The organism is Rufibacter tibetensis, assembly GCF_001310085.1.
Classification (GTDB): domain Bacteria; phylum Bacteroidota; class Bacteroidia; order Cytophagales; family Hymenobacteraceae; genus Nibribacter; species Nibribacter tibetensis.
The window spans coordinates 4344971-4371961 of record NZ_CP012643.1; the positions used below are offsets into that span (position 1 = coordinate 4344971).

The 26991-nt window shown below is 46.9% G+C and carries 24 protein-coding genes; 10 read left to right on the forward strand and 14 right to left on the reverse strand.

Annotation, left to right across the window (positions count from 1 at the left end):
• Positions 1-57: 57 nt before the first annotated feature.
• Positions 58-1329: a hypothetical protein gene (locus DC20_RS17775; RefSeq protein WP_062545057.1), complete on the reverse strand. Its 1272-nt coding sequence runs from the start codon at positions 1327-1329 to the stop codon at positions 58-60.
• 128 nt (positions 1330-1457) lie between these two features.
• Between DC20_RS17775 and DC20_RS17780 the strand changes: the two genes are divergently transcribed.
• Positions 1458-2690 carry an ABC transporter permease gene (locus tag DC20_RS17780; RefSeq protein WP_062545058.1) on the forward strand — a complete coding sequence of 411 codons (1233 nt, stop codon included), beginning with the start codon at positions 1458-1460 and terminating at the stop codon, positions 2688-2690.
• 111 nt (positions 2691-2801) lie between these two features.
• Entirely contained in the window at positions 2802-4124 is a 1323-nt protein-coding gene (locus DC20_RS17785) for a voltage-gated chloride channel family protein (protein WP_062545059.1), read from the forward strand.
• Between the two features lie 68 nt (positions 4125-4192).
• On the opposite strand, the gene DC20_RS17790 is transcribed toward DC20_RS17785, so the two are convergent.
• The 3 genes from DC20_RS17790 to DC20_RS17800 all read right to left on the reverse strand — a co-directional run bounded on the left by DC20_RS17790 (position 4193) and on the right by DC20_RS17800 (position 7657).
• Complete coding sequence (locus DC20_RS17790; protein ID WP_245652242.1) at positions 4193-4843, reverse strand: OmpH family outer membrane protein; 651 nt, start codon at positions 4841-4843, stop codon at positions 4193-4195.
• Between the two features lie 128 nt (positions 4844-4971).
• On the reverse strand, positions 4972-7416 hold the full coding sequence (locus tag DC20_RS17795) for an outer membrane beta-barrel family protein (protein ID WP_062545060.1): 2445 nt from the start codon (positions 7414-7416) through the stop codon (positions 4972-4974).
• A gap of 85 nt (positions 7417-7501) precedes the next feature.
• Complete coding sequence (locus DC20_RS17800; RefSeq protein WP_157593229.1) at positions 7502-7657, reverse strand: hypothetical protein; 156 nt, start codon at positions 7655-7657, stop codon at positions 7502-7504.
• Positions 7658-8133: 476 nt separating this feature from the next.
• On the opposite strand from DC20_RS17800, the gene DC20_RS17805 reads away from it, so the two are divergent.
• Positions 8134-9081 (forward strand): bile acid:sodium symporter family protein, encoded by a 948-nt coding sequence (locus DC20_RS17805; RefSeq protein WP_157593417.1) that lies wholly within the window; start codon positions 8134-8136, stop codon positions 9079-9081.
• A gap of 144 nt (positions 9082-9225) precedes the next feature.
• On the opposite strand, the gene DC20_RS17810 is transcribed toward DC20_RS17805, so the two are convergent.
• The 4 genes from DC20_RS17810 to DC20_RS17825 all read right to left on the reverse strand — a co-directional run bounded on the left by DC20_RS17810 (position 9226) and on the right by DC20_RS17825 (position 13322).
• On the reverse strand, positions 9226-9426 hold the full coding sequence (locus DC20_RS17810; protein ID WP_062545062.1) for a helix-turn-helix transcriptional regulator: 201 nt from the start codon (positions 9424-9426) through the stop codon (positions 9226-9228).
• Complete coding sequence (locus tag DC20_RS17815; RefSeq protein WP_062545063.1) at positions 9416-9895, reverse strand: hypothetical protein; 480 nt, start codon at positions 9893-9895, stop codon at positions 9416-9418. The genes DC20_RS17810 and DC20_RS17815 overlap by 11 nt, the downstream gene beginning before the upstream one ends.
• A gap of 133 nt (positions 9896-10028) precedes the next feature.
• A complete protein-coding gene (gene mtaB, locus DC20_RS17820) occupies positions 10029-11348 on the reverse strand; it encodes a tRNA (N(6)-L-threonylcarbamoyladenosine(37)-C(2))-methylthiotransferase MtaB (RefSeq protein WP_062545064.1) in 1320 nt (439 codons plus the stop codon).
• Between the two features lie 126 nt (positions 11349-11474).
• A complete protein-coding gene (locus DC20_RS17825) occupies positions 11475-13322 on the reverse strand; it encodes an LTA synthase family protein (protein WP_062545065.1) in 1848 nt (615 codons plus the stop codon).
• Positions 13323-13564: 242 nt separating this feature from the next.
• Here DC20_RS17825 and DC20_RS17830 point away from each other — a divergent pair, with 242 nt between their 5' ends.
• On the forward strand, positions 13565-15757 hold the full coding sequence (locus DC20_RS17830) for a glutamine synthetase III family protein (protein ID WP_062545066.1): 2193 nt from the start codon (positions 13565-13567) through the stop codon (positions 15755-15757).
• A 109-nt stretch (positions 15758-15866) separates the two neighbouring features.
• Here DC20_RS17830 and DC20_RS17835 read toward each other — a convergent pair whose 3' ends face one another.
• A complete protein-coding gene (locus tag DC20_RS17835) occupies positions 15867-16358 on the reverse strand; it encodes a hypothetical protein (RefSeq protein WP_062545067.1) in 492 nt (163 codons plus the stop codon).
• Between the two features lie 125 nt (positions 16359-16483).
• Between DC20_RS17835 and DC20_RS17840 the strand changes: the two genes are divergently transcribed.
• Positions 16484-16855, forward strand: a complete 372-nt coding sequence (locus tag DC20_RS17840) for a hypothetical protein (protein WP_157593231.1) — start codon at positions 16484-16486, stop codon at positions 16853-16855.
• 82 nt (positions 16856-16937) lie between these two features.
• Here the strand turns inward: DC20_RS17840 and DC20_RS17845 are convergent, their stop codons facing one another.
• Positions 16938-17420, reverse strand: a complete 483-nt coding sequence (locus tag DC20_RS17845; protein ID WP_062545069.1) for a hypothetical protein — start codon at positions 17418-17420, stop codon at positions 16938-16940.
• Between the two features lie 363 nt (positions 17421-17783).
• Between DC20_RS17845 and ispG the strand changes: the two genes are divergently transcribed.
• The 4 genes from ispG (at position 17784) to DC20_RS17865 (ending at position 21487) form a co-directional block, all read left to right on the forward strand.
• Positions 17784-19790: a (E)-4-hydroxy-3-methylbut-2-enyl-diphosphate synthase gene (gene ispG, locus DC20_RS17850; RefSeq protein ID WP_083470373.1), complete on the forward strand. Its 2007-nt coding sequence runs from the start codon at positions 17784-17786 to the stop codon at positions 19788-19790.
• Between the two features lie 9 nt (positions 19791-19799).
• Complete coding sequence (locus tag DC20_RS17855) at positions 19800-20855, forward strand: acyltransferase (RefSeq protein ID WP_157593233.1); 1056 nt, start codon at positions 19800-19802, stop codon at positions 20853-20855.
• A 36-nt stretch (positions 20856-20891) separates the two neighbouring features.
• Positions 20892-21062 (forward strand): DUF6728 family protein, encoded by a 171-nt coding sequence (locus tag DC20_RS17860; RefSeq protein ID WP_169788203.1) that lies wholly within the window; start codon positions 20892-20894, stop codon positions 21060-21062.
• 71 nt (positions 21063-21133) lie between these two features.
• Complete coding sequence (locus DC20_RS17865) at positions 21134-21487, forward strand: MmcQ/YjbR family DNA-binding protein (RefSeq protein ID WP_062545073.1); 354 nt, start codon at positions 21134-21136, stop codon at positions 21485-21487.
• A gap of 115 nt (positions 21488-21602) precedes the next feature.
• Here the strand turns inward: DC20_RS17865 and DC20_RS17870 are convergent, their stop codons facing one another.
• Positions 21603-21899, reverse strand: a complete 297-nt coding sequence (locus DC20_RS17870; protein ID WP_062545074.1) for a hypothetical protein — start codon at positions 21897-21899, stop codon at positions 21603-21605.
• 163 nt (positions 21900-22062) lie between these two features.
• On the reverse strand, positions 22063-24834 hold the full coding sequence (gene leuS, locus DC20_RS17875) for a leucine--tRNA ligase (RefSeq protein WP_062545075.1): 2772 nt from the start codon (positions 24832-24834) through the stop codon (positions 22063-22065).
• 152 nt (positions 24835-24986) lie between these two features.
• Here leuS and DC20_RS17880 point away from each other — a divergent pair, with 152 nt between their 5' ends.
• Complete coding sequence (locus tag DC20_RS17880; RefSeq protein ID WP_062545076.1) at positions 24987-25490, forward strand: hypothetical protein; 504 nt, start codon at positions 24987-24989, stop codon at positions 25488-25490.
• Positions 25491-25637: 147 nt separating this feature from the next.
• Here the strand turns inward: DC20_RS17880 and DC20_RS17885 are convergent, their stop codons facing one another.
• On the reverse strand, positions 25638-26363 hold the full coding sequence (locus DC20_RS17885) for a hypothetical protein (RefSeq protein ID WP_062545077.1): 726 nt from the start codon (positions 26361-26363) through the stop codon (positions 25638-25640).
• A 122-nt stretch (positions 26364-26485) separates the two neighbouring features.
• A complete protein-coding gene (locus DC20_RS17890; RefSeq protein WP_062545078.1) occupies positions 26486-26989 on the reverse strand; it encodes a pyridoxamine 5'-phosphate oxidase family protein in 504 nt (167 codons plus the stop codon).
• Positions 26990-26991: the final 2 nt, after the last annotated feature.

The following is a 26991-nucleotide window of genomic DNA, read 5'->3' on the forward strand; positions in this document are numbered from 1 at the left end:
CCTTTACATTGAAGTCAAAAATTCTTTAGCAATCAACAATCAGCAACCAACAATACCTCAAGTCTTCTGCTTTTTCTTCTTGGCTGCCGGAAAAAGGATGTTGTTTAGTATTAAGCGGTAGCCGGGCGAGTTTGGGTACAAGGCTAAATCTGTAGGTTCTTCCTCCACGAAGTGCTGGTAGTCTTCCGGGTCATGGCCGCCGTAGAAGGTCCAGGTGCCTTTCCCGAAAGTGCCGTGGATGTAACGGGCCTCGTCAATGGATTTGTTTTCTCCCATTACTACTACCTCAGATTTAATCAGGCGCTTCTTGAAACCAGTGGTTAAGCCCATAAAGCCTTTGATGGTCTTGTTATGGTTTTGGGTAAGCATGGTGGGAATAGGATCCCATTTAGCAGAATAGGTGAAGAGCTGGAAGAAGTCGTTGTTTTCGCGAAGGCCGCGTTCCAGTTGGGAGTTGTCAATATTGGAAAACTCAGGATGGTACGGATCTCTGATCAAAGTGAAGTCCTTAAAAGCAAAAGTGTTACTGAAGTTAAGCTTCTGCTGTGCTTGAGGATCTGAAGGGTCCCCGTCAAACATAGATTCTGTAATGTCCAGGCCTACTGCCGCCAGGGCGATGTCATAGGTGTCCGTGGCTGAGCACATGGCAAACATGAAGCCCCCGCCAGCACAAAAGTCTCTGATGCGTTGGGCTACGGCGCTTTTTAACTGCGGCACTTTGCTATATCCAAAGCGCTTGGCGGTGGCTTCCGCTTCCCGTTTCTGCTCTAAGTACCAGGGTGCGTTCCGGAAGGCGGTATAGAATTTTCCGTGCTGTCCGGTGAAGTCCTCGTGGTGCAGGTGCAGCCAGTCGTACTTTGGAAGCTTATCCTCTAAAATATCTGGGTCATAGATGATGTCATACGGAATTTCGGCATAGGTCAGCACCAAAGTCACGGCATCATCCCAGGGTTGTTTTGATTTGGGCGAGTACACCGCAATCTTAGGGGCCTTCTCCAGTTTCATTACGTCCATGTTAGATTCCGGGGCGGCGATCTCGTTCAGAATCTGGCTGTACTGCGCATCAGAGATAGACTGGTAGCTGATGCCTCGCACCACCAATTCGTTCTCCAACTCATTGGCCTGCTTGAGGCCAAAAGCCCCACCCTTGTAATTCAGTAACCAGTCAACCTCTACTTGCCGTTGCAGGGCCCAATAGGCTACTCCATAAGCTTTTAAGTGGTTCTTCTGGCTTTGGTCCATGGGAAGCAGCAGGTAAGACGCCCAACTGGCCGGTGCCACTGCCAAAAAGGCCAGCAAAAGAAAAAATATCCTGGACAAAGTCTTCATCACGAATCTGTTTGGAACGAATTTAAGAAAAACGGGCAATAAACAGGAAAACCATTACTTTTATAACAGTAAGAAAGAGATCAATTTAGCGACAGATAGTCTGTTCCGGTACTTGCTCTTCAGTCAACATGAATCTTTTAGAAAACACGAAAGAAGGTTTCCGCTCCATAAAGAGCAATCTGCTCCGCACCGTGCTTACGGCCCTCATTATCTCCATCGGGATCATGTCACTGGTAGGTATTCTAACGGCAATTGAGGGGATCAAGTATTCCGTTTCCAGCACATTCTCTACGTTAGGGGCCAATTCTTTTGATATTGAGAAAAAATGGGAAAGCAGGCAGCAGGGCGGCCGCCAAAGCAAGGTGTACCCCAACATCACGGAGTTCCAGGCCAAGCAATTCAAACAACTGATGACTGATAAGGCCCGGGTAAGTTTATCTGCCTGGGTAAGCGGCAATGTCTCAGTTAAAGCCGGAAGTATTAAAACTAACCCCAACATGAGTGTGATTGGCGGCGATGAAAATTACCTAGTCAATGAAAATTATGACCTGGAAATTGGACGTCCTTTCTCCAACCTGGAGATTGAAAGCGGTGCCCCAGTAGCCATCATTGGCGAGGAGGTTGCTAATAAACTGTTCCCCAAGCAGAGCCCCGAAGGAAAGAGCATGATCATGCTGGGCCGTCGATTTAAGGTGATTGGCAAAATCAAGAGTGCGGGCGGCGGACTTGGCGGGGGTGGAAGTAACCGCAGAATCATCATCCCCTTGGAGGCGGCTACCCAGATCCCAACCCAATCTCCGCTTACCTTTGAAATTAAGTCTGCCATCCTGAACGGGACCAGCCTGGCCTTTGCCATGGAAGAAGCCACGGGCATTATGCGGAAAGTTAGACAGGATAGGCTGGGGCAGGAAGACTCTTTTGAGATTACCAGAAGCGACTCGGTGGAACAAACCCTGAACGAGATTACCGGCTACTTAAAAACCGGTGGTTTTCTGGTGGGGTTCATTACCTTGTTGGGCGCTTCCATTGGCCTGATGAACATCATGATGGTGAGTGTAACCGAGCGCACCCGCGAGATTGGGATCAGAAAAGCTTTGGGTGCTACCATCAAACAAATCAGGTTGCAGTTCCTGATTGAAGCCATTGTGATCTGTGTACTGGGTGGTATAGTAGGTATTGTGTTAGGTATTTTGATGGGTAACGGCATCGCCATTCTCATAGGCAAGGGAGATTTCTTTGTTCCTTGGTTGTGGATGATTGTGGGCATGGCCATTTGTATCACTGTAGGTTTGATTTCCGGCTACTATCCCGCCTATAAAGCCTCTAAACTCGATCCCATTGAGTCACTTCGGTATGAGTAACCCTTTAGGGTGTTAGCCTTTCTTTTAGCTCTTTTTCCAAAAACTGGCTCTAAACAACCTCTGCTTTGGGAAGCTACTATAGAACCCAGAGTTCTGCCTGACAGGAGTAATATGACCATTTTCAAAAAAAAAGTTTCCCCCTTCACTGTTCTGAAAGGAGGCTTCTCCTTAGAGTTTTTCTTAAATGCAAAGTACCTGCTGCGTTGGCTTCTCCTGGCAATAATAGTAGGGGTTCTGGCCGGAACCGCCTCTGCTTTGTTTTTGGTTTTGTTGGAATGGGCAACCACCTACCGTGAATCTCACCTGTGGGTTATTTACTTTCTACCCGTAGCAGGTTTTGTAATTGGCTGGGTGTATTATCAATGGGGAAAGGAGTCAGAAAAGGGCAACAACCTTCTATTGCAGTCTGTCCAGAAACCTTCTTCTAAGCAAATTCCCCTGATAATGGCGCCGCTGGTTTTAGTCACTACTGTGCTGACGCATTTGGTAGGAGGCTCTGCTGGAAGGGAAGGAACGGCAGCCCAGATGGGTGGAGCCCTTGCTGACCAGCTCACTCACGTCTTTAAAATACGCCCTCGGGACCGGCAACTGATCTTGATCTGCGGAATTAGTGCGGGTTTTTCCTCTGTTTTTGGTACACCCATGGCCGGAGCCATATTTGGGTTAGAGGTATTTTTGTTGGGCCAACTCCGGTACAATGCCTTAGTACCAAGTTTACTAGCCGCCGTTGTGGCAGATGCCGTCACCACTGCCTGGGGAGTTGGACACACCATTTACCCCATAGTGGAAGTACCAGAACTGAATTTTTGGACCTTTGGAGCAGTCCTGTTAGCTGGTGTTTTATTTGGGTTAACGGCCCGTGTTTTTTCCTGGGCTTCACATGCGGTAGGCTCCTCATTCAAACAAAAGATTGTTTACCCACCTTTAAGACCAGTAATTGGCGGAGTTATGCTGGCCGCAATTATCTGGACGTTAGGAACCACAAAGTACATTGGCTTGGGCATTCCTACCATTGAAGCTTCCTTTGTCACTTCCCTGCCACCTTATGATTTTATAGTGAAGCTGGCCTTAACGGCACTCACCTTGGGTTGCGGCTTTAAAGGAGGAGAGGTTACTCCCTTATTTTTTATTGGAGCCACCTTGGGGAATGCGCTGTTTCCTTGGTTGCCCTTGCCCCTGGAAGTGCTGGCAGCCATCGGGTTTGTGGCTGTTTTTGCAGGTGCGTCTAACACTCCATTAGCCTGCACCTTAATGGCCATTGAGTTGTTTGGAGCGGAATGTGGGGTGTATGCTTTTATGGCGTGCGTGGTGGCATATCTGTTTTCTGGACATTCAGGTATTTATGGGGCGCAAGTAGTGGCAAATAGCAAAAACCCTTTCTATACCCGTGAGACAGGAGCATCCTTAGCGGAAGTCAAAAGACGATTCTTTTAAAATCCAGCACCTTGCCGCATAAAAAAGCCTGACGTTTGCCAGGCTTTTGATTGTAACGGATCTGCAGGTTATTTTTTGGTAGCGGCTTTGCTCGCTTTGTATTCTTCATTCAAGCCTCTTACCGCATCTTCGGTGATATCCAAGGCTTTATCACCGTACAAGATGGCGCTGTTACCCCGGGTATAAGTTAAAACCATTTTGTAGCCTTTCTCCTGGCTGATTTTCTTAAGTTGAGCTTCTACTTTTTCGTAGATCTTTTTCATCTCATCGCTCTCGTCTTTCGCTAACTGATTACCAGAGCTCTGTTGCTGGGCAGCCAGTTGTTGTTCTCTTTGGGCAAGGCGTTGCTCTGTGGCGGCACGTTGTTCCTGTGTCATGCCGGCGCCGGCTTGTCTGTATTGCTCTACTTCTTTCTGGAAGCTGGTGGCTTTCCCTCTAAGGTCGTTCTCCATTCTTTTGCCTTTAGCTTCCAGTCTGGCTTTCACATCTTTGAAGTACTGGTATCTGTTCAACAGGGAATCTGAGTTCACAAATACAATCTCAGGAGCTTCGGCAGGAGCGGCAGTGACGGTTTCATTCTCGTCAGCATCTGTGCTGTCAGAGGAAGTAGCTGTCTTGGTATTAGCCGTGGTGGCTTGTTTGGGAGCCTGGTCATTTTTACAGGCGGCAAAGGAAGCTGATAATACAGCCAGGAAGATAAGCTTTTTAGAGATGCTCACAGTCAATTAATAAAAGATGGTTTAAATAGAATCAGGGGCCGCGACCATCGTTTCGCGGCCCCTGATTTTCTGTTAGGGGTTCAATTTAAGAAAATTAATCTTAAGGGAAGTACCTGCGGGGAGGAAGATTAATTTCCGCCGGCCCGGTTTACCTCATCCAGGCTGGAGTTGCGGCGCTTCATTTCAAATTTTTCACCTTTGTTGAAGCGGTACCGCAGGTTGAAACGCGCACCCTGTCCAAACTGGTACATATCAATCACATTGATGTTGCCGTTTACTTCTGAGGTGCCGCGCATTCTCTGGGTCCGGAAAATATCTGTCAGCGCTAGGCTCACATCCAGTTGGTCTTTCAGGAAGGAACGTTTCACCGCCACATCCACCCAACCGGCAGGCTGGGTTTTGTAGACGTTGAACACTCCTTTGCTTCGGTAAGTACCGTTTACTTCCACTTTGAAGTTTTTAGGCAGTAAAAGGTTGTGGTTCATTTGCGCGGTGAACATGGTCTGGGCATTCTGGATCGTTCTTTCGTCCACAAGGGTATTGAAATTCTGGTAAGCCACGGTTAGGTTGTTGTTCATGTTCCATTTAGGAGTGACGGTTACCGGGGCCACCAGGGTAGCGTTAATAGTTTCACTTTCCACGTTACGCTGCTGGAAGATCATAGAGTTGGTTTCTGGGTAGAAGGCCGGTACCTCAGAAATGTCATCTTTGGTGTGGGCATAGCCGAAGATAAGGTTGTAGTTTTTTCTGAACGTTTGGGTAATCTGGAATGAGTTGGTGTATTCTGGTTTCAGGTATGGGTTGCCCTGGGCGTAGGTGTTGGCGTCAATGTAGAACCTGAAAGGGTTTAAGTTGCTGTAGCGCGGACGGAAGATGCGGCGGCTGTAGTTGTACCCAATCATGTAGTTCTCGGAGATTTTCTGCTGCACAAACACACTAGGGAACAAGTCAAGGTAGGAGCGAGGGGTTACTTTCTGCTCTGGAATAGAGTTCCCTTTAGAATCTGTGTACTCCGCCCGCAGGCCGGCTTGCAAGGTGAACTTGGAACTAAGGCTGGCACTGAAGTTAGAGTAAGCGGCATAGATGTTTTCATCATAAATAAAGTGGTCGCCCCGACGTTTTGGGTCTAGTACGCGCTGGGTACCTTCGTTGGTGAAGAAATCTATCTTGTTGTCTGACTCTACGTAGCTTGCCTTTGCGCCTACTTCCAGTTTGCCTTTGATGCCTGGGAAAGGTCTGGCATAATCTACCTTGGCGGAATAGATCTGGTACGAAGTAGGGTTATCATTTTCAAAGTACTCTTCCTCCACAGAACTGTTAGCTTCTCTGGTCCTGTAGTTCAGGAAATCACTCAGACCATTGTCGTTGATTCTGGCTACGTCAATGTCTGCTGAAAGCGTAGTGCCAAGGGTATCTAGCTTGCCTACATAGTGGGCGTTCACTGAGGCGCTGGTGAACTTTCTGTTATTGTGGGTAGACGTTTTATTAAAGATGGTTCCTGTTTCTCTAGGGTCAAACAAAGTGGAGTTGGTGTTCACACCAGATTTAGCGCGGGAGTGTGACAAACTCAGGGAGGCGCCAAGACTATGGTTTTTATTCAGATCATAATCTGTACCGAAGCGGGCAGAGGGGGCGAAGGTATAGGCTTCTTCCTTTCCTTTTTGTGAAAGGGTGGCGTTTTCGCCTTCGGCATTAAAGAAGGTGCGGTTCATGGTGAAGGTCCTTTTGTGTGGGCGATGGGCTACATCAACCGTGGCAAAAGAACTCCACTTGCTTTGTTTCAGGTTCAGGTTTAAGCCTCCGTTTCCGCCGCTTTTAGTGTTATTGAGGTACCCACCGTACACGCTGCCGTTTAAACCATTTAGGGTGTTTTTCTTCAGGTTGATGTTGATGATCCCGGCGGTTCCCTCGGCGTCAAACTTAGCCGATGGGTTGGCGATGATCTCCAGGTTTTTCAGATTATCGGCTGGCATTCCCTGTAGCATGGTTTGCAGTTGTTTTCCGTCCAGGTATGTTAATTTGCCGTCAATCATCACCCGAACCCCTTGCTTTCCGTTTAGCTGGATGTTGCCGTCCTGGTCTACCCAAATGCCTGGCGATTTGGCCAAAACTTCATATGCCGTGTTACCAGCAGCCATGGCGGTACCTTCTACACTTACCACCATTTTGTCGGCCTGTACATCTACCAGGGGTCTCAGGTTCTGCACGGTTACCTCTTTCAGCACCTTGGCATCTTGTTTCAGGGCTATTTTCCCGAAATCACGCGAAAAGTCTGCGGAAGTGACCTCTACCACCGGCAGGTCCTGGTCTGCAAAGCCCATGGCGCTGATGCGCAGAAGGTACTTGCCAGGGGCTGGTGTTTTCATTTTGAACGTGCCGTTTAGTTCAATGGCAGTGCCGGTTAAAAGGGAAGCATCTGAGGCTTTCAGGAGGGAAACCGTTCCGTAAGGAAGTGGTTCTCCTTTGTCGTCTACTACCAAACCGGTGAGTGAACCCGTCGTTTGGCCTATGGCAGCCTGGGTTAAGAAAGCCAGTGCGGCCAGCAAAAGGAGGAAGTGATTAATCTTTTTCATGATGTTTAGGATTTCTTAAGAGCAGAGATATTTAATATAGTACTATGTAATGCAAGGTACATGTAGAAAAAAAAAGCCTCATCAGCTACAAAGGGAAACGCTCTGAGGAAGAAACAGCTTTTTCTACGGCGGCGGCACCATGGTTTGAAGTCAGGAAAACATAGCCAAAAACAAGCGCGGTAAATGAGCAAAAGAAGAGCATTACCTGAAGGAGCAACTGGAGGATGGTTAGATTTTCCATGGCTTTGAAAATGGTTAAATGGTGTTTTGTCTCTAAGGATGGAACAAATATATCATAAGGTACTATGCAAAACAAGGTACTATTGCGAAATTATTTAAATATTTTTTCAGCTAGAAATAAGAATAGAAAACAAGAGGGTTTAAAAACAACTTTTAGCAGAAGAGTTAAGGGTATAAAAGAGTACCTATAAAGAGAGTTGATCCTTTTTGAGAAACGGGGAACAAGTAGTAGGGGTGACAAATTGATTTTCCGTTACTCCTTAAAATTTTTTGTTTGGGTTACGTACTCCTAGTTTTGGGTACTTATTTCAATAACAAGCTGTAAACGATAGAACTGAATACTTGGGCTATCCTTCAGCAAGACCAACTGCTTTGGAGACAAAAGAAACAGGAGTAGCACTTGTGCCCGTACAAGAGCGGGTAAGTAAATTTACCAAACGCCTGGGGTTAGATAATTTCCTGCTTGCGCTATTGGCAATGATCCTGCTGGCCTATGCATGGCCGCACATGGGAGAGGAAAACGGACCACTACCGTTGGAAGAGATCACTACCTATGGGGTGTCGCTGATCTTCTTTTTTTATGGGCTGCGGTTAAGTCCCGCCAAGTTGAAAGCAGGCTTGAGCGACTGGCGCCTTCATTTAGTGGTACAGCTGAGCACCTTTTTGTTGTTTCCGGCGCTGGTGTTCGTCGCCAGTTTGTTTTTAGCTCATCAAGAAAACCAATTGCTTTGGCTGGGGGTGTTTTACGTGGCAGCGCTGCCCTCCACAGTTTCTTCCTCGGTGGTGATGGTGTCTATAGCGGGTGGGAACATTCCTTCGGCCATTTTCAATGCGAGTATCTCCAGCTTGATCGGGGTATTTATGACGCCGCTCTGGATGGGCTTGTTCATGAGCACCAGTTCTACCGCTGAGATGGATTTAGGCAGTATAATCATGAAACTAATGTTGCAAGTGCTCCTTCCGGTTACCATGGGAGTGTTGCTGAACAAGCGGTTCGGGACTTTTGCGGAACAGCAAAAAGGGAGACTCCGGTTGTTTGACCAAACCATTATCCTGCTGATTGTCTATTCTTCTTTCTGTGATTCTTTCGCTCGCGAGATGTTCAAAGGCTACAGCGCAGCCGAACTGCTTTTGCTGGGAGCCTCTATGGTCGCCTTGTTCTTTCTGGTGTTTGGGCTGATTCACTTGCTTTGTAATGCCATGGGCTTCTCTCGGGAAAACAGGATTACCGCCATCTTCTGTGGTTCCAAGAAGTCATTGGTTCACGGTACGGTAATGTCAAAGGTGATTTTCCCCGATGCCAATATTGTCGGGATCATCCTTTTGCCACTCATGTTGTACCACGCCCTGCAATTGATTGCCGCCAGTGTGTTGGCGCAGCGCATGGCGCAAACTACTGGTAAGACCCAAGAAGTTGTAGGCTAATGGAAGGTGTTTGCAAGCCGTTTTCCGGAAAACAGCCTGCAAACACATTGTAAAGTTAGGAGCAATATTCAACGGGTAAGCATTGCAGCAACAGCAGCTTAAGGTTCTAGGGGTGCGAAATACTCTAATTATTTCGGTGAAGAGTTAATCGTCCTCCTCCAAAATAAAAAGCTCTTCAACTTTTTTGTTTAAGAGTAGTGCCACTTTCAAAGCCAAGACTGTGGAAGGAATGTATTTATTTGTTTCCATGGCATTAATGGTCTGTCGGCTTACTCCAATTTTCTTGGCAAGTTCATCCTGAGTAAGTTTTTGGGCAACGCGTTCGTTTCGCACGTTATTCTTCATACGCGGGTACTTTAGAGATACGGTAAAGCTCCAGGTGAAATTTTACTAAGAAGAGCAGCATCAAGGTAAAGAGATGGTACACCATGGCCTTGTAAAAACCTAAACCATAAATAAACAGGATAGCGAACAAGAGCAGGGCAGCATTTACATACAAGGCCCAAAGAAGCGACTCAAAGCGTAGTTTTCCTATAAACTCGTCTTCCTGTTTTACCTCTGAACAGGCCACTAACAGGGTTCCTACTATCAAAAGGCACGCAAGAATTTCATCGGCTATATTGTTTTCTGTTATACCAAAGGACTGCTCTGTCTCCCCAAGAAAGGGTGGATTATACATGGCGAATACCTTAACGTCTAACCAGGAAAATGCCACTACATCCTTCATGAGCAGGAGAGCCAATACCAAAGAAGGAAGTAAAATGATCCAGCCAAGTTTCTTAAACTGGTGGGGAAACAAGAAACGTGTTTTCATGACTATGTATAGTTTACATAACAAAAGACAAGTGAACTTTACATTAATTTACTTACAACAGCCTCTAAAGCAGAAGCCCGCTTCTTGTTCAAAAGAGCGGGCTTCTGCTTTTACATTAAATAACAAGCAAGGATTAGTGCGTCAACAACTCGTGGTAAGTCTCCTCAGCCTCCATCAATCCGGAGGTGGTGATATTGGTCAGCCGCACGTGTTTCTGCTCATTTACCAGTACCGGGTCATATTTGGCTACCACGCGCACGTAGTTTTCGGTGAAGCCTTCCATGTACCCGTCGGTAATGTCTGCTTCAAATAGCACACGACCTTCATAGCCAATCTGGCTTTCATAGAAGGCCCGCTTTTTCTTTTCTGAGAGAATGCGCAGCATGTCGGCGCGGCGGTTACGCTCTTTCTGTGGTACTACGCCCGGCAACTCCAATGCCAGGGTGTTGGCCCGTTCAGAATACGGGAACACGTGCAGGTAGCTTATGTCTAAGTTGTTCAGGAAGTTATACGTCTCCAGAAAGTCTTCCTCCGTTTCACCGGGGAAACCCACAATCACGTCAACCCCAATACAGGCATGCGGCATAGCAGCCTTGATCCATTCCACGCGTTGGGCGTACAACTCGCGCAGGTACCGGCGGCGCATCAGCTTCAGAATCTTGTTGCTACCTGATTGCAACGGTACGTGGAAGTGCGGCATAAACCGTTGAGAGGTAGCCACAAACCCGATGATCTCTTCACTTAAAAGATTAGGCTCAATGGAGGAAATCCGGAAACGGTTTACGTTCTCCACCTCATCTAAAGCCTGTACCAACTGGAAGAAATTCTCTTGGCGTACGCCTTCCTGCAACCCAAAGTCGCCGGTGTTCACGCCTGTTAATACAATCTCCTTCACGCCCGATTCACCAATGCTGCGGGCCTCGGCCACCACTTTCTCAATGGTATTGCTCCGGCTTTTGCCGCGGGCCTGCGGAATGGTGCAGAAGGTGCAGGAATAATCACAGCCGTCCTGCACTTTCAGGAAGGTGCGGGTACGGTCCCCGAAAGAGTAAGCATTTACGAAGGTATTGGCCTCAGACACCGGACTGGCGTGCACCTGCGGCGCGTCTTTCTTCTCAAACGTCTCCAGGATGTCTACCAACTGGAACTTCTCTGCGGCACCCAATACAGCATCAACGCCAGGGATCTCAGAGATCTCTTTCGGCTTTAACTGGGCGTAGCAACCTACTATGGTAATGAAGGCGTTGGGTGAATGCTTCAATGCCTCTTTCACTACCTTCCGGCATTTCTTGTCCGCATTATCAGTCACGGAGCAAGTGTTAATCACATATATATCAGGCGTGTCAGTAAACTCCACCTTTTCAAAGCCTCGTTCCTGAAAGATACGGGACAGGGTAGAAGTCTCAGAGAAATTGAGTTTACAACCTAGTGTATAGAAAGCTACCTTTTTCATAATTAAGGCACAAAGGTACGGAGAATCGGAAATAGTTGCGCTTTATAGAGAGGTTGTTCTTCGTTTTATAGCTGTTTTTAGAATATCAGCTTCAAAATACATCTATCCTCAGCAACATAAACAAACTTATTTCTTCAGGAAATCCCCAAAACTTGTTTGCATGTAGGCTTTGCCTTGTTCCACCTGTTGATCGGTTACCCCAGGCTCGCGCAGAATAGGACGTTGCGCTACGTTGTCAAAGGTCACTACCCCCTGCGGCGAAACCATCCCGAAGCCATCATTGAAAACGTAAAAAGCGAAAGGAGTAGCTTTGGCATCAAGCAGGTTTTTGCTCCAGGCAAAGTGATGGGTGGGCAGTCCTAGCTGCTGCAACAGAGTAGGCACTACATCTGTTTGAGAACCAATAGTGGTAATGACAGTGTCTTTCACTGCCAAAGCGCCGCCAGCAATCAAAAGCGGAATCCGGAACTTGCTGGGCGCATCGTTTTGGTCCCTGCCAGGGAAATGGTGCCCGTGGTCGGCTACCAGTACCACCAGTGTATTCTGCCACCAAGGCATTTTTTTCGCGGCAGAGATGAAGCGACCCAATGCCCAGTCGGTGTAGTAAAAGGAGTTCTTGAATTGCGTTTCCTCATCTGTTCCCGGAAACTTAGCCGGAATGGGAACGTCATACGGTTCGTGGCTGCTGAGGGTGAAAACAGTTGTTAGGAACGGTTCCTTAGGGTTCTGGTGGTCGGCGAGTACTTTGTCAAATAAGATGTGGTCGTGCACGCCCCACTTGGAGTTGTAGTTCTCACTGCCAAAATCTGATTTCTCCAGTAGCTTGTCATACTGGCCGTTGATGAGGTAAGACTTGATGTTTGCAAATGCTAATTCACCGCCGTAGTAATAGTAGGTGCCGTAACCCAGTTTTTTCAGTTCCGCCGCCAATTGGGGCAGTCGTTCAGTCTTTTTAGGCGTTTTGATGATGGAGGTGGTGGTCTGTACCGGGTATCCGCTGAGCAATGCCACCATGCCTTTTTCGCTTCGGTCACCGGCGGCGTAGATGTTCTGGAACAGGATTCCCTCTTTGGCCAGAGCGTTGAAATTTGGGGTCACCTCAGAGGGGCCACCCAGCGCACCAATTAATTTAGCCGTGTAGCTTTCCAGGATGATAAACAACACATTAGGCTTCTTCACCCGAAGCACAGTTGGAATGGTGTCACTCTTTGGCTGATACAGTTCCTGCACCAGGGTTTGGGCCTTTTGTTCGTCTAAATACTGGTAAGGATTCTTGGTGTTGTGGTTCTTTTTGATAACCGAATGCATTACGTTCCAAGGCACGTTTACTCCGGCATGGTTCGCGAAATTTTTTTGGGAAAAGTAAACGTCACTTTGGTTTAAAGGAATCTGCTGCCAACCTCCCCGGATGGGCAGCACCAACAAAGCCAGAAGGAAAAAACTAAGTAAAAGGTCTGCCGCTAATTGTTTTGAGCTTCTTTTTGGAGAAACACCCCATTTATGCTTAAGGAAAGTATACCCAACTACTCCAATCACCAGCAATACTATGTAAAACAACACCAATAGCCACACCGGGGCCGAGGCGGTGGAGGCCAGCATTTCGGCGGGGGTATTGAGGTACTGCAATGGGGTAGAATCTAACCTAAACCCCCAAGCCGAATACAGTTCAAGGTCTATGGTCACCAATAACACCAACAGCGGGAGCAGGGCATAGGTAAAGACATGAACCAACTTCAGAAGTACCTTTTTTCTGAAAGCAACTTCATTTAAGAAGAGCAGAAACGGGATCACACTTAAGTAAGCGGCAAAGGAAAGGTCCATCCGGAGGCCGTACCAAAGCACCTTGCCAATTTCAGAGGCAGTAAGTGTAGCTGTTTTGGAATGCTGGTACAGAAGGAAAAAAGTCCGGCACACCTCAAAAAAGAGAGTCCAGAACAGAAAATAGGAGATGGATCTGGTAAGTATTCTTTTCACAAGTCAAATATACCGCTAATAGGGCATCTGCAAAAAGCAGGTAATTCTGATAGGGGTGTTATTTTGGAGGTATATACTTGTAGAAATTACCTTGTTTTTATAAAATGGTATTAAAAATAAGGGTGCTTTGGTTTGAAAATAGGGAGTCAAGAAAAAAATAGCTCTAAAAAATATAGGGTGTTGCTTGTAAGTAAATTTTTCTGCCCTACATTTGATGCAGATTTTACAAACAAACAAAATTCATGGCCATTCTTCGTTTTAAGGCGCTGGAGTTGGTAAACCAACGAACGCCAGTAGAGGTGAAGCTACCTTCTGACAAAATCTCTGATTACTATGGAAGCAACGTTTTTGGCATTGAAGCCATGCGTTCTACCTTAGCCGGCGATTATTTTAAACGCCTGCAGTTCGCCATTAGAACCGGTAGTAAAGTTGACCGCAACCTAGCCGATGCCGTGGCGGGTGCCATGAAAACCTGGGCCTTGAGCCGCGGAGCTACTCACTACACCCACTGGTTCCAGCCGCTTACTGGTGAAACAGCTGAAAAACACGACTCTTTCTTTGACTTGAGCTCAGACGGTCGCGCCATTGAAGTGTTTAAGGGAAGTGCCCTGGTACAACAAGAGCCAGATGCCTCTTCTTTCCCTAGTGGTGGTATCCGGAACACGTTTGAGGCCCGCGGATATACTGCCTGGGACCCAACCTCCCCAGCTTTCATCATTGAGAACGCTGGTGCCAAAACTCTTTGTATTCCTACCATCTTTGTTTCTTATACCGGTGAGGCGCTTGATTACAAAGCTCCTTTGCTGAAAAGTTTAACTCAGGTAGAGAAAGCCGCGGTAGATGTGTGCCAATACTTTGACAAAGATGTCACCAAAGTGACCACTACCTTGGGTATTGAGCAGGAGTATTTTCTGGTGGACCGTGCGTTGTTTGATGCCCGTCCGGACCTGGTGATGACGGGTAGAACCGTATTTGGCCATGAGCCCGCCAAAGGTCAGCAGTTAGAAGACCACTACTTTGGTGCCATTCCTTCCCGCGTGCACGCGTTCATGATTGACTTTGAGGCGGAGTCCCATAAACTGGGTATTCCGTTGAGAACCCGTCACAACGAGGTGGCTCCAAACCAGTTTGAGTGCGCTCCTACCTTTGAAGAAGCGAACCTGGCTGTGGATCATAATCAGTTGTTAATGGATATCTTAGAAAGGGTGGCTGAAAAGCATCACTTTAAGGTATTGTTGCACGAAAAACCTTTCAAAGGCGTAAACGGAAGCGGCAAGCACAACAACTGGGCCCTTAGCACAGACACCGGTGTTAACCTGTTAGGGCCTGGCCGTCGTCCTAAAGAAAACCTTCAGTTCCTTACCTTCTTTATCACCACGGTGAAAGCCGTTCACCGCTATGCGGATTTGCTGCGCGCCAGCATCGCCTCAGCTAGCAATGACCACCGTCTTGGTGCGAACGAAGCACCACCAGCCATCATGTCTGTGTTCATCGGGAAGAAATTAACCGAGGTTTTAGATGAACTGGAGCGTACTGCAAAGTTACCGTTAGACAAAGGCGATAACGTGTACCTGAAACTGGGTATTGACAAAATCCCTGAAATCTTACTTGACAACACAGACCGTAACCGTACCTCACCGTTCGCTTTCACCGGAAATAAGTTTGAGTTCAGAGCCGTAGGTTCTTCTGCCAACAGCTCAAATGCCATGACCACGCTCAACGCTATCGTTGCGGACCAGTTAATCGACTTCAAAAACAGCGTGGACGAGATGATGGCCCAAGGCAAGAAAAAAGAAGTAGCCATTATTGATGTGCTGCGCGAGTATGTGATTTCTTCCAAAGCCATCCGGTTTGAGGGAAATGGCTATTCTAAAGAGTGGGAAGAAGAAGCGGAGCGTCGCGGTCTGAGCAATATTCGCAAGACACCACAAGCTTTGGATAAACTGGTGGATGAAACGGCTATGGAACTCTTTACCAAGCATAACATTTTCAACGCCCGAGAGTTACACGCCCGCCACGAAATTTTGCTTGAAGACTACATCAAACGTGTGCAGATTGAGTCGCGGGTGATGGGTGACCTGGCCATGAACCACATCATTCCTACGGCTATTGCTTACCAGACCAAATTGGTACAAAACATCAAAGGTCTGCGTGAAATTGGGTTAGATAACGATGAGTACATCAACACCACTCTGGAAACTATCAAAGACATTTCCGGCCACTTGACCACCATCAAGAACACCGTAGATGCCATGATTGAGCAGCGGAAAGTAGCCAACAAAATTGAAGACACGCGTGAGCGCGCCATCATGTACACCGACGAGGTGTTGGGCTTCTTTGATACTCTTCGCTACAGCGTAGACAAACTAGAGCTGATTGTGGAAGACGAACAGTGGCCTCTGGTGAAATACCGTGAGATGTTATTCCGTCATTAATCCCTAGCAATTTCCAAATACAAAAGCCTCTGCAGTTTGCAGAGGCTTTTTTTATGCTTGGTTTTACTGCGAATTCTGATAATTAACCCCTGATCAGGTTCACAAACACCTAAATAAATATGTTCGGGTCATCTGAAGGTTTGAAGCGACTCGGCGTTAATCTGGTTCCGGCTTCTTTTATTCTTGACCTGATCTTTTCAATAGTAGGTATACGCCGGCTCCATTCCTGTTCCCGCCACCAAGCCTGCATTTTAGGGTTCTGCCTGGCCAGGTCATACACTCTCTTTAAAACGAAAGGCAAAATCAAGGTAGCAATATTGGTTGCAAGGGCGCCTCTTATTCCTAAATGAAGCACGAGCCTGACTAACAACATATCTTGCAGTTTGCCTAATAACAACTTAGGTCCTTTTTCCTGCACATGTCCTTTCAATACCAGTAGTACCTGTTGGGCATTGCCGCTTTCCAATTCCTTTTGCAACCAGTGCTCCACGGTCTCGCGGGTGACTTGTACAGCCTGCGGAATTTGGCTTACGGTCAAGCCTGCCTTGTGCAGCAATTGAGCGGCAAATACATGGCTTCTCTGTAAAAAAGGAACCGGCATAGGGGGTAAAATAAGATTCTTTAGGGGCTACGATTCTAGATACATAAGGTTTAAAGATGCTGCTTAACCTCATGGACTTCAAACCCGTACCGATAGCAATCACTGTAAGTAGAAAAAGAAACCAAATGAACTTTGACGTACCAGAATTCAAAAAGCGCTTAAAAACAGAACGGGCCATGGGTATTGAGCCTGCGCAACTCATTCAGCAGGAGATACGCAAAGCAGAGGAAGTAAAGGAAGGCCTTTCAGAAGAGAATGATCACGCAACTGAATTTGTTTCTGAAGCCATTAACCGGATTGATACCTATATCTTCCAGTTACATGAAATAGCGAGGGATTTCAACCCAAAAGACTTTGACCTGGACCAGCAGACCTACCTCAAAGACAGAGGGGTTCACAGCCGTATTGGAAATAGAATTGAAAGATTAAAGGAACAAGGGGAAGCCAATGCCTCAACGGAAGACCCTATGTTAAGAGAAGGTGAGGAGGAGCAATAATCCTGTTCTCTCCTCACTGTTTAAACTTTTTGTCTAAGACGTTTTTGAACGTTTAAAAACCTGGTTTCAACAAAGGCATAGACTAAATAAAAGCCCCGCTTTCTGAGGCCTGGTTTCCAGACAGGCTTTGGCCTACGTTCCTAAGTTTAGTTTTGATTCCTTCGCGGCTAGGTAGATGTTTGCGCAGTTCCATGTTGTCCCACCACATTTTAAACTGCGGGTTCTTGTGCATCAGTTCTACCATTCTTTTCAGGATGAAAGGTAAAATGATGGTGGCGGTTTTAGAAGCTATTTCATATTCCATGCCCATCCGGACAATGTATTTGGCAACTACCAAATCCTTCAGCTCATCAAACAACAACTGTGAATCCTTTTCCAGGCAATCGCTTTTCACCATTTGGAAAACCAGCGGCAAATTTCCCTGCTCCATTTCCTGATGGAGCCAGATTTCGGCGGTTTCACGGGTTAGCTGTATTGTATTTGGAATATGCACCTGGTCCATGCCTGCTTTCCTGAGCAAAGCGGCTGCCTGACGTTGGCTTTGGGATAAAAACAGTAGAGACATAATGGTAGAACGTTTAGGTTTATATTGTACGCCCCAGAACCAAGTGGTGTTTCCTTCTTTAACATAATAACCGGGTAGAGGTTAGGCCCAATGCTTTCTGAGGGTGTTTTTATAAAAGGAAAGCTAAAATAGAACTCTAATCTACCTCTTGAGAATTAAGGCTTTATAGAAAAGGCTTCCTTGTAAATTGCTCTTTTTTTCTTTCCTGAAAATCCCTATGAAAATATTTGAGACATACAGGCGAAAGACAAAAAAGGCCCCGTTCTATACATACACCTTCAGGTAGCTGTACAGCTCAGAAAAACCTCGTACTTTTACAAGAACTACGCTGAACAAACTGTTTTAGCGAAGGGTTAAAGAAGTATGGAAACATCATTTCCCATGAACAATGAATCTCTTACGCTGGGCGGAATCTATTGCCCAAGCTTAATCAACTATACCCGCCGAGTTTCCCGAGAAGTACGTATTGGGGACCTCGCCATGGGCGGAAACAATCCCATCAGGGTACAGTCTATGACTACCGTAGACACCATGGACACCTTGGGGTCTGTGGAGCAGGTGATCAGGATGGTGGAGGCTGGTTGCGAATACGTGCGCATTACGGCTCCCAGCGTGAAAGAAGCCGAAAACCTTGGCGTAATCAAGAAAGAGTTACGTGCCAGAGGCTACAACGTGCCTTTGATAGCTGATATCCATTTCACGCCCAATGCCGCCGAGCTGGCCGCCCGCTTGGTGGAGAAGGTGCGCGTGAACCCAGGTAATTACGCTGATAAAAAGAAATTTCAGGTCATTGAATACACAGACGCTACCTACCAGGCAGAACTGGATAGAATCAGGGAGCGGTTTACACCGCTGGTGAACATCTGCAAAGAGTACGGTACCGCCATGCGCATCGGCACGAACCACGGTTCATTGTCTGACCGTATTTTAAGCCGCTACGGAGACACCCCGCTGGGCATGGTGGAAAGTGCGTTAGAGTTCCTCCGTATTTGCGAAGACCTGAACTACTATGACGTAGTGCTTTCCATGAAAGCGAGCAATACGCAGGTCATGGTGCAAGCTTACCGGTTGCTGGTGCAGAAACTGGAGGAAGAAAGATTACAGCCGTACCCGCTTCATTTAGGCGTCACCGAAGCTGGTGAAGGCGAAGATGGTCGAATAAAATCTGCCGTGGGCATTGGTACCCTGTTAGAGGACGGCCTGGGCGACACAGTGCGGGTTTCCCTAACGGAGGCTCCTGAACTGGAAGCCCCGGTGGCTAAAATGCTGATTGACCGCTACGCTACTCGTGCTGGTCATACGCCCATCAAACCGATATGCAATCTGCCGTATATTCCCTTCCAATACCATAGACGCGAAACCCGGGAGGTGCTGAACCTGGGTGGCCATAATGTGCCCAGGGTAGTGGCAGATTTAAGCCGTTTTGAGGAAATCACCTATGAAGACCTTCGGCCAGTAGGACATATTTATTCGCCTTCTCTGGACAAATTCCACATGACTGACCAGGGCGCTGACTACGTGTATACCGGCAGCACGCCCATCACGTTTATGCTCCCCAACGGTTTGAAGGAAATAGTAGATTACACTGTCTGGTTAGAAGCCGAACAACGTGAGGAGCGGTTTCCTTTGTACACGGCAGTCCAGTTTGAAACGGCTGGTTCGTATCATCCGCAGCTTAATTTTGTGCAGGTGTCACTTGGTCAGTTAACGAATGATTTCATAGAAACACTGCATAATCGTCCGGATGTGGTACTGATTCTGGAAACGGAAAACGAGCACGCCATGCCTGAACAGCGCAAAGCCTTCATCAGGCTTATGAACCAGGGGCAACCAGTACCAGTAATTATCAAGCGGTCCTATGAAGAGTTGACGGATGAACAGGTACAACTCTACGCGGCTACTGACGTGGGGGGCCTTTTGATTGACGGTTTTGGCGATGGGGTTTTGTTAAGCACCCAGGATCTCAGCTACCGGTCTAAAGAGGAGTGGGGCTACACATTAGAAGGGCTGAACAAACTAGCCTTTGGGATTCTGCAGGCTGCCCGCACCCGCATGAGTAAAACTGAGTACATCAGCTGCCCTAGTTGTGGACGTACCTTGTTTGACCTACAGGAAACCACCGCCATGATCAGAAAACGCACTGACCATTTAAAGGGCGTGAAGATTGGCATTATGGGCTGTATTGTGAACGGGCCGGGAGAGATGGCCGATGCTGATTACGGGTACGTGGGGGTAGGTAAAGGAAAGATTGCCTTGTACCGCGGGCAACAGGTGATAAAGAAGTCTGTGCCAGAGGAACGTGCTGTAGATGAGTTGATTGAGTTGATCAAAGAAGACGGAAACTGGAACGATCCGGTAGGTTTAGAGTAACTATAGACCTTGAATACCCAGAAGGTACCTTTACCGTTAATTTCGTCAATAAATAAAGTCCACCAAAAACAAGAAATGGTTGGGCTGCACCTACTCCGCATTTTTGGGGCCTTCTCTGTTGTGGTGATTCACTCTTCCGTTCCTATCACCTTTGGGTTTGGTAAAGTAAGTGATCATTTTTGGTTCATGAGTAATGCGCTCGAGTCTTTTTTTAGGTCAGGAGTAGGGATTTTCCTGCTGCTTTCCGGAGTTTTGCTTATTCCTAAAATAACAAATCGCGGGGAGTTCCTTAAGAAAAGACTTATGAGGGTTGTACCTCCTTTTCTATTCTGGTCTTTTGCTTACTGCTATCAAGCTAGAGCGCATTTTCCGCTTACACCGATAGAGATATTCCAAAAGATAGTTCATGGGGCTTCAACTCATTTATGGTTTGTACAAACCATTATCTTGCTTTACATTGGCTGTACTTTTTTTGGCCCTTTAATTTCAAAGCTAGAGAAGAGACATTTACTTTTTTTGTTGATTATAAGTGAAATGTTGCTGTTAGCGAGCCTGTATTATGAGGAATACCCATGGCTTAATGAGGTAAGAACATTGTGGGCAGGCTTTGTATTTATGCTTATGGGTTTTTACTTCAGTAAGTTAAAAATAGGTCTGAGAAAAAGGAGAATATATGGACTAATGATGTTCTTTGGCGGAACAATTTCCACCTTTGTAGGTACGTATCTTTATTCTAAAATTGAAGGCAGCTTTCAAGATTATTTCTATAGTATATTATCTCCAATCATTCTGTTCAAAACTTCCGGAACATATCTATTCTTTACCTCCATATCTCTTAAAGAAGGATTGTTGTTAAATTTCATAAGAGGAATTGCCAAAACCACTTTTGGGGTGTACCTCATTCACCCCCTTATTCTAGACGCGGTTTTATTCAAGCTTGGTATCTCGTATCAATTGGTAAATCCCTTAGTTGGGGTAACAGTAACGTCCATGTTGTGTTTTGCTATTTCTTCTCTGTTTTTTTATTTTCTCTCAAAATTTAGATACAGTAACTATTTGATGTAGTTTATTGTTGTTTATATGAACATTATAATTTTAAAGATGAAAGGCCTCTTTGATTTCTCAGAAGTTGCAACGTACTTCTTCCGTAAGAAGGACCCTAACCGTAAAACTAACTTCAACCTTCGCACCATGCACACCATAAATAAGGTGTCTATGCTCATGTTCCTATTCGGGTTGATCTATTTGATTTTTAAATGGGTGGCTCACTAAGGGCTACTATTTTTATACATACAGAACCACTTGTTCCCAGAGCAAGTGGTTTTTTATTTATCTTCCCTGCCATGAACATTGAACAATTCAGAGAGCACTGCCTCAGTAAACCTCAGGTAGAGGAGACTCTTCCTTTTGACCAGGACACATTGGTCTTCAAAGTGGCAGGCAAGATGTTCGCCTTGTGCAGCATGTCACATTACGCTGAAGGAGTGGCCCTGAAATGTGATCCGGAGCGGGCAGTAGACCTAAGAGAACAATACCCAGCTATTCAACCGGGGTACCATATGAACAAAAAGCACTGGAATACCATTTCCCCCGAAGCGTTTCTGCCGATGGGCCTTTTACCAGAATTGATTGACCATTCCTACAACCTGGTGGTTCAGGGATTGCCAAAGAAACTAAGAGGAGAGTTGGGCTTGTAAATAGGTTGAAGAAAGTACCCCTGGGTTTTCTGATGAGCTTTGGAAAACACCAGGTAAAAGCCTCCTGTACTTGAATCTATTCCGATAAGAATACCAGAAGCAAAGTCACAACCCTTTAGGAGAACCGCTTTTGAGTGAGGTTTGATTTTGCAAAACCTATTCGTTTCCGGCTTATCAATCCTGTGAAGATCAGCCCTATCCCTAAAGTGCTTAGCCCGGCAGTGAACCCAGCATCATAGTTGTAGTGCCATTCTACCCGCCAGTCATTCTTTGATTCCAGTGCCTCATAGACTGTCCTGGTTATTTCTTCTCCTGCGGTGCGGTGAAAATACCTGTTGTGGTTAAAATAATAACCTGCTCCTACTGCAACCAGTAAGGCTAGGCCGAGGATGATATTGTACCGTTTCACCATGTAATGAAGATATAAAATATTTCAGCGTATACGTATAGCGAAAGTAAATAAATGGTTCTGGTGGTACCACTTAGCTATAAAACAAAAGCCTGATCTACTAAAGATCAGGCTTTTGTTTTAATTGGTGTTTTAGGCTTATCTCCTTAAAAAGAGCGTTAAAATTTTAGATCACTACGTTGACAATTTTACCGGGCACTACAATTACCTTCTTCACCGGTTTACCTTCTAACAGTTTCTGAACCTGCTCTGATGCCAGTACTTCTTTCTCCACGTCTTCTTTAGACATTTTCAGGTCAAAGGTGAGTTTAGATTTCACTTTGCCGTTAATGGAGATAGGGTAGTCAAAGGTGCTCTCCGTTAAGAATTCCTCTTTCCACTCAGGAAAAGCAGCGTAGGCGATGCTTTCTGTATGGCCAAGGCGGCTCCACAGTTCTTCCGTGATGTGTGGCGCGTAAGGTGCTAGCACAATGGTAAGCGGCTCCAGAATGGCGCGTTTTTTGGTTTTAAGAGCAGTTAACTCGTTCACGCAGATCATGAACTGGCTCACGCTGGTCCCGAAGGAGAAGCGCTCAACGTCTTCCTCTATCTTCTTGATGGTCTTGTGCAAAGACTTCAACTCAGCCGGAGTAGGTTGCTCGTCTGTCAAAGCCAGATTTCCCTGCTCGTCAAAAAACAACTTCCAGAAGCGGCGCAGGAACTTGTACACGCCGTCCATGCCGTTGGTGTTCCAGGGCTTGAACTGCTCTAAAGGTCCTAAAAACATTTCGTACATGCGCAGGGTATCGGCACCGTATTCTTCTACCAGCACATCTGGGTTCACCACGTTGTGCTTGGATTTAGACATCTTCTCAATTTCAACCCCCACCACGTATTTACCGTCTTCCAGTATGAACTCGGCATCAGCAAAGTCAGGTCTCCAGGCTTTGAATTTCTCCAGATCCAGCACATCATTCTCTACAATGTTTACGTCAACGTGCAGCGCTGTAACCTCGTGTTGGTCTTTCAGGCCATGGGAGACAAAGGTGTTGGAATCTTTGATGCGATACACAAAGTTTGACCGGCCCTGGATCATGCCCTGATTTATGAGTTTCTTGAACGGCTCTTCCTGGTTCACCAACCCGAGGTCAAAAAGGAACTTGTTCCAGAAGCGGGAGTAGAGAAGGTGGCCAGTCGCGTGCTCAGAACCACCAATGTACAAGTCCACGTTCTGCCAGTAATCAATGGCTTCTTTACCAGCGAAAGCCTTGTTGTTTTTAGGGTCCATGTAGCGGTACCAGTACCAGCTGGAGCCTGCCCAACCGGGCATAGTGCTCAGCTCGTACTCGTATTCGCCCCGGTATTTCCAGTTCTGCGCCCGGCCCAATGGTGGCTCACCTGTTTCTGTAGGAAGGTAAGCATCTACCTCTGGTAGCACCAATGGCAGTTCGTCTTCTTCCAGCAACGCCGGAATATCTTCTTTGTAATACACCGGAACCGGCTCACCCCAGTAGCGCTGACGACCAAACACGGCATCGCGCATTCTATAGTTGATGCGGGCTTTGCCTACGCCCAGTTCCTCAGCGCGCTGAATACCGGCTATAATGGCTTCTTTCACATCAAGGCCGTTGAGGAAACCGGAGTTAATGATTTTTCCTTCTTTGGCGACAAAGGCCTCTTTGTTTAAATCACCACCAGCTACTACTTCCGGGATTGGTAAGTTGAATTTCTTGGCGAAAGCGTAGTCACGGGTGTCATGACCGGGAACGGCCATCACGGCACCGGTACCATAACCCGCCAACACGTAATCAGCAATCCAAACGGGGATTTTCTCCCCAGAAATAGGGTTGATGGCGTAAGAACCGGTGAAGGTTCCGGTGACGGTTTTCACGTCAGACATACGGTCGCGCTCTGAGCGGTTTTTGGCCCAGGTCACATATTCTTCTACTTCGGCGCGCTGCTCTGGCGTGGTGAGTTCTTCCACGTATTCGTGTTCCGGGGCCAAAACCACGAAACTAGCGCCAAAGATGGTGTCAATACGGGTGGTGAACACAGTGATGTGCTTGTGCTCGTGCCCATACAGTTGAAAGCGCAGTTCAGCCCCCACAGATTTCCCGATCCAGTTACGCTGCATTTCTTTTACCGGCTCTGGCCAATCAATGGTATCCAAACCCTGCAACAGGCGCTCAGCATAGGCCGTGATGCGCATCATCCACTGCTTCATGAGTTTGCGCTCTACCGGGTAGCCGCCACGCTCAGAAACGCCATCTTTTACCTCGTCATTCGCCAAAACAGTTCCTAATTGCGGGCACCAGTTTACCACAGCTTCCGACAAGAAGGTTAAGCGATATTTCAATAAGAGGTCTTGCTGTTCCTTTTCAGAAAGTCTGGCCCAGGCATCGGCGGTCACGTGCGGGGTGTCTTCGTCGCAGGCGGCGTTTACGTGGGTGTTGCCCCGCATCTTGAACTCGGCTACCAGAGTGTCAATCGGCTCGGCTTTGTCAGTGGCGTAGTTGTACCAGCTGTTGAACAACTGCATGAAGATCCACTGCGTCCACTTGTAGTAATCAGGGTCTGAGGTGCGCACTTCGCGGTCCCAGTCAAAGGAGAAGCCCAGGTTGTTCAGCTGCTCAATGTAGCGCTCAATGTTCTGCTTGGTGGTCACAGCCGGGTGCTGCCCTGTCTGAATGGCGTACTGCTCAGCGGGTAACCCGAAGGAGTCAAAACCCATTGGGTGCAGCACGTTAAAACCTTTCAGGCGCTTGTAACGGCTCACAATGTCAGAGGCGATGTACCCGAGCGGGTGCCCTACGTGCAGACCAGCTCCTGATGGGTAAGGGAACATGTCCAGCGAATAGAACTTCGGTTTGCTTGTATCTATTTCTGTCTTGAAGGTTTTGTTTTCGCTCCAGAAGCGCTGCCACTTCTGCTCAATGGATCGGTAGTCGTACTCAGACATGGGTATGGTTTCAGGTATTGCGTACAAGTTCAAAGGTCCTAATAAAGGCCTATGACAAAAGTAAGGGAATTTAGGTTAAGGTCAGAAGGCTTGCTTTTGGTTGTAAGTTAAAATTGCCAATTTGCTTTCTCCCAAACAGCCTACTTTACTTCATGAACGTGCTCCTTTTTCTAGAAGACCACAGAAATTACCAAAAACTTAAATATTTAATGGTTTTGCCTCTTTTGTTTGCGGTTCTTCTGTTGGTAGATGGCTTCCTTCCGGAAAAAAGTGCCGAGCACAAAGAATATTATATTTATGGCAACACTGGAGGTGGACGCTATTCTGATTCCGGAAAATATTTAAAAACGCTTTTAAGGAAAATTACGATAACAAACGAGGTTTACTATGATCTTGATCATTTACAACCAGTGCAGTTTATCCATACACCTCTTTTTGAAACCTTTAAATTATTGGTCTACAAGAGTAGGGAACAGCCAGATACCTCGTATGAGTACCAGCCACTGTTTTCTGTGTATAGTTTTCACTCATTGTGGGTTTGGCTACTGGTAGCAGTATCGTGTGTAGCCCTGCTTGCGAAACATCCTGAAATAATTTCCTATGCCTCAATTTTATCTTGGGCTTTAGCTATACTTCTCTTGTTGGCGATTATCTAATCAAACAAGCAGGTGTGGATTTTAAGGATAACTTTAAAAAAAAAACTTTGAGCAGGTTTGATTCCTTTTATAGGAATTAAACCTGTTTTAAGACCATTTTGATGAAACAACCCTCACCCCCAGAAGTCCTTCCCTAGCCATAAAATCTTACAGCAAACCCGCCAAAGGGTCAACCCCGTTCCAGGTTCCTTTGCTGGAAAGAGGCGTAAAACGGGCGAACATTTCTTCTGAATACCACCCTTGGGTGCGAGTACGTTTGATTACTTCTCGGTGAGTGGCTTGTTTATAGGCGAAGGCTTTCATGCTGGCTTCATCGCGCCAAAGGCTGAAGGTGGCTTGCCGTATCAAAGGTGCTTCCCCTAACCCAATAGAGGCCAGTAGCCCCTCGGCGTGGTCTAAACTTTGGCTGGTTTTGGGCACGTTTCGCCAAAAATCAATGGCTTTGGTAACCCTAATGGAGGCGCGGGTAAGTACGGCAATGGGAGCACCTTCGGGTGCCTTAAGGGTTTGCTGCGTAAACGGATTCTGCCCGTTCCATAAGCCATGGGCTTGTAATGGCTGTAAGGCCAACGTGTACTGCTCAAAGGTGTGTTGCCGGTATTCCTCCAGCAGTGGATGAGACCCATAAAAGTCTTCGGCGGCTGAGGGGCTGTCCCAAGTGGCCATGAACCCATAACGGTACCAATTGGGCTTCAAACTAAAACCACGGCCCTGACCGCTGCCCAGTAATTTGAAGAAGTTCAGGCCTTTTATTTTCTGAAGCACGGGTACCGAGGTTCCCATCTGAGCCAGGCCCCAACGCCAGTGACCAGGTTTTATCCCGAATAAGGTAAGGGTAGTATGCGCAGGTTGAGAAGGAGCCAGAGGTGCCAAGCAGAAAGTTTTGATTGAATGTTTTACGCCGGTTTTCTTAAAAGTAGCCTTAAATCAGGAGCGGAACAAACCCCTGCAGGGCATAAAAAAAGGGAGCCGAAACTCCCTTTCTTTACTCATAACTACAAATTGATCTTTTTGTTTTCTCCCGGGTGGGCTGGCTCCCCGGTTATAGCCGCTTTGACCATTCCGTAGAGGTGCACTACGGCACTGTTAGGAGAATCCCAGTACTCAGCCTGGTCTATGGTCACTTTGATTAAGCCGATGTTCGGATCATCTTTTCCTTCGGGGAACCAGGCCTTCATGGCAGGGTTCCAGAGTTCGTTTATCTTTTGCTGATCGCGCAGCACCTGTGCATGGCCAGAAACTGACACATACAGGTTGTTACTTGGCTGGGCGTAACTCAGGTTTACGTGGCTGTCTTGTTTTATCTCATGGGTTTTGCCAGACTGGTACCCGGTAAAGAACCAAATGGTGCCGTCTTCCTCAACGGTCATGTGCCGCATTGGGCGGGAGCGGATGGTACCATCGGGCTCCACGGTGCTGAACATGGCCGTGTCTATGTCTTTGATTTTACTTATAAAGGCTTGCAATTCGCCTTGTTTTTGGCTTTGTTGATTTTCCATAG

Coding starts and splice junctions, on each gene's coding strand:
- DC20_RS17775 (WP_062545057.1), bottom strand. CDS start 1,329: ATGAAGACTTTGTCCAGGATATTTTTTCTTTTGCTGGCCTTTTTGGCA.
- DC20_RS17780 (WP_062545058.1), top strand. CDS start 1,458: ATGAATCTTTTAGAAAACACGAAAGAAGGTTTCCGCTCCATAAAGAGC.
- DC20_RS17785 (WP_062545059.1), top strand. CDS start 2,802: ATGACCATTTTCAAAAAAAAAGTTTCCCCCTTCACTGTTCTGAAAGGA.
- DC20_RS17795 (WP_062545060.1), bottom strand. CDS start 7,416: ATGAAAAAGATTAATCACTTCCTCCTTTTGCTGGCCGCACTGGCTTTC.
- DC20_RS17800 (WP_157593229.1), bottom strand. CDS start 7,657: ATGGAAAATCTAACCATCCTCCAGTTGCTCCTTCAGGTAATGCTCTTC.
- DC20_RS17805 (WP_157593417.1), top strand. CDS start 8,134: ATGATCCTGCTGGCCTATGCATGGCCGCACATGGGAGAGGAAAACGGA.
- DC20_RS17810 (WP_062545062.1), bottom strand. CDS start 9,426: ATGAAGAATAACGTGCGAAACGAACGCGTTGCCCAAAAACTTACTCAG.
- DC20_RS17815 (WP_062545063.1), bottom strand. CDS start 9,895: ATGAAAACACGTTTCTTGTTTCCCCACCAGTTTAAGAAACTTGGCTGG.
- mtaB (WP_062545064.1), bottom strand. CDS start 11,348: ATGAAAAAGGTAGCTTTCTATACACTAGGTTGTAAACTCAATTTCTCT.
- DC20_RS17830 (WP_062545066.1), top strand. CDS start 13,565: ATGGCCATTCTTCGTTTTAAGGCGCTGGAGTTGGTAAACCAACGAACG.
- DC20_RS17835 (WP_062545067.1), bottom strand. CDS start 16,358: ATGCCGGTTCCTTTTTTACAGAGAAGCCATGTATTTGCCGCTCAATTG.
- DC20_RS17840 (WP_157593231.1), top strand. CDS start 16,484: ATGAACTTTGACGTACCAGAATTCAAAAAGCGCTTAAAAACAGAACGG.
- DC20_RS17845 (WP_062545069.1), bottom strand. CDS start 17,420: ATGTCTCTACTGTTTTTATCCCAAAGCCAACGTCAGGCAGCCGCTTTG.
- ispG (WP_083470373.1), top strand. CDS start 17,784: ATGGAAACATCATTTCCCATGAACAATGAATCTCTTACGCTGGGCGGA.
- DC20_RS17860 (WP_169788203.1), top strand. CDS start 20,892: ATGAAAGGCCTCTTTGATTTCTCAGAAGTTGCAACGTACTTCTTCCGT.
- DC20_RS17865 (WP_062545073.1), top strand. CDS start 21,134: ATGAACATTGAACAATTCAGAGAGCACTGCCTCAGTAAACCTCAGGTA.
- DC20_RS17870 (WP_062545074.1), bottom strand. CDS start 21,899: ATGGTGAAACGGTACAATATCATCCTCGGCCTAGCCTTACTGGTTGCA.
- leuS (WP_062545075.1), bottom strand. CDS start 24,834: ATGTCTGAGTACGACTACCGATCCATTGAGCAGAAGTGGCAGCGCTTC.
- DC20_RS17880 (WP_062545076.1), top strand. CDS start 24,987: ATGAACGTGCTCCTTTTTCTAGAAGACCACAGAAATTACCAAAAACTT.
- DC20_RS17890 (WP_062545078.1), bottom strand. CDS start 26,989: ATGGAAAATCAACAAAGCCAAAAACAAGGCGAATTGCAAGCCTTTATA.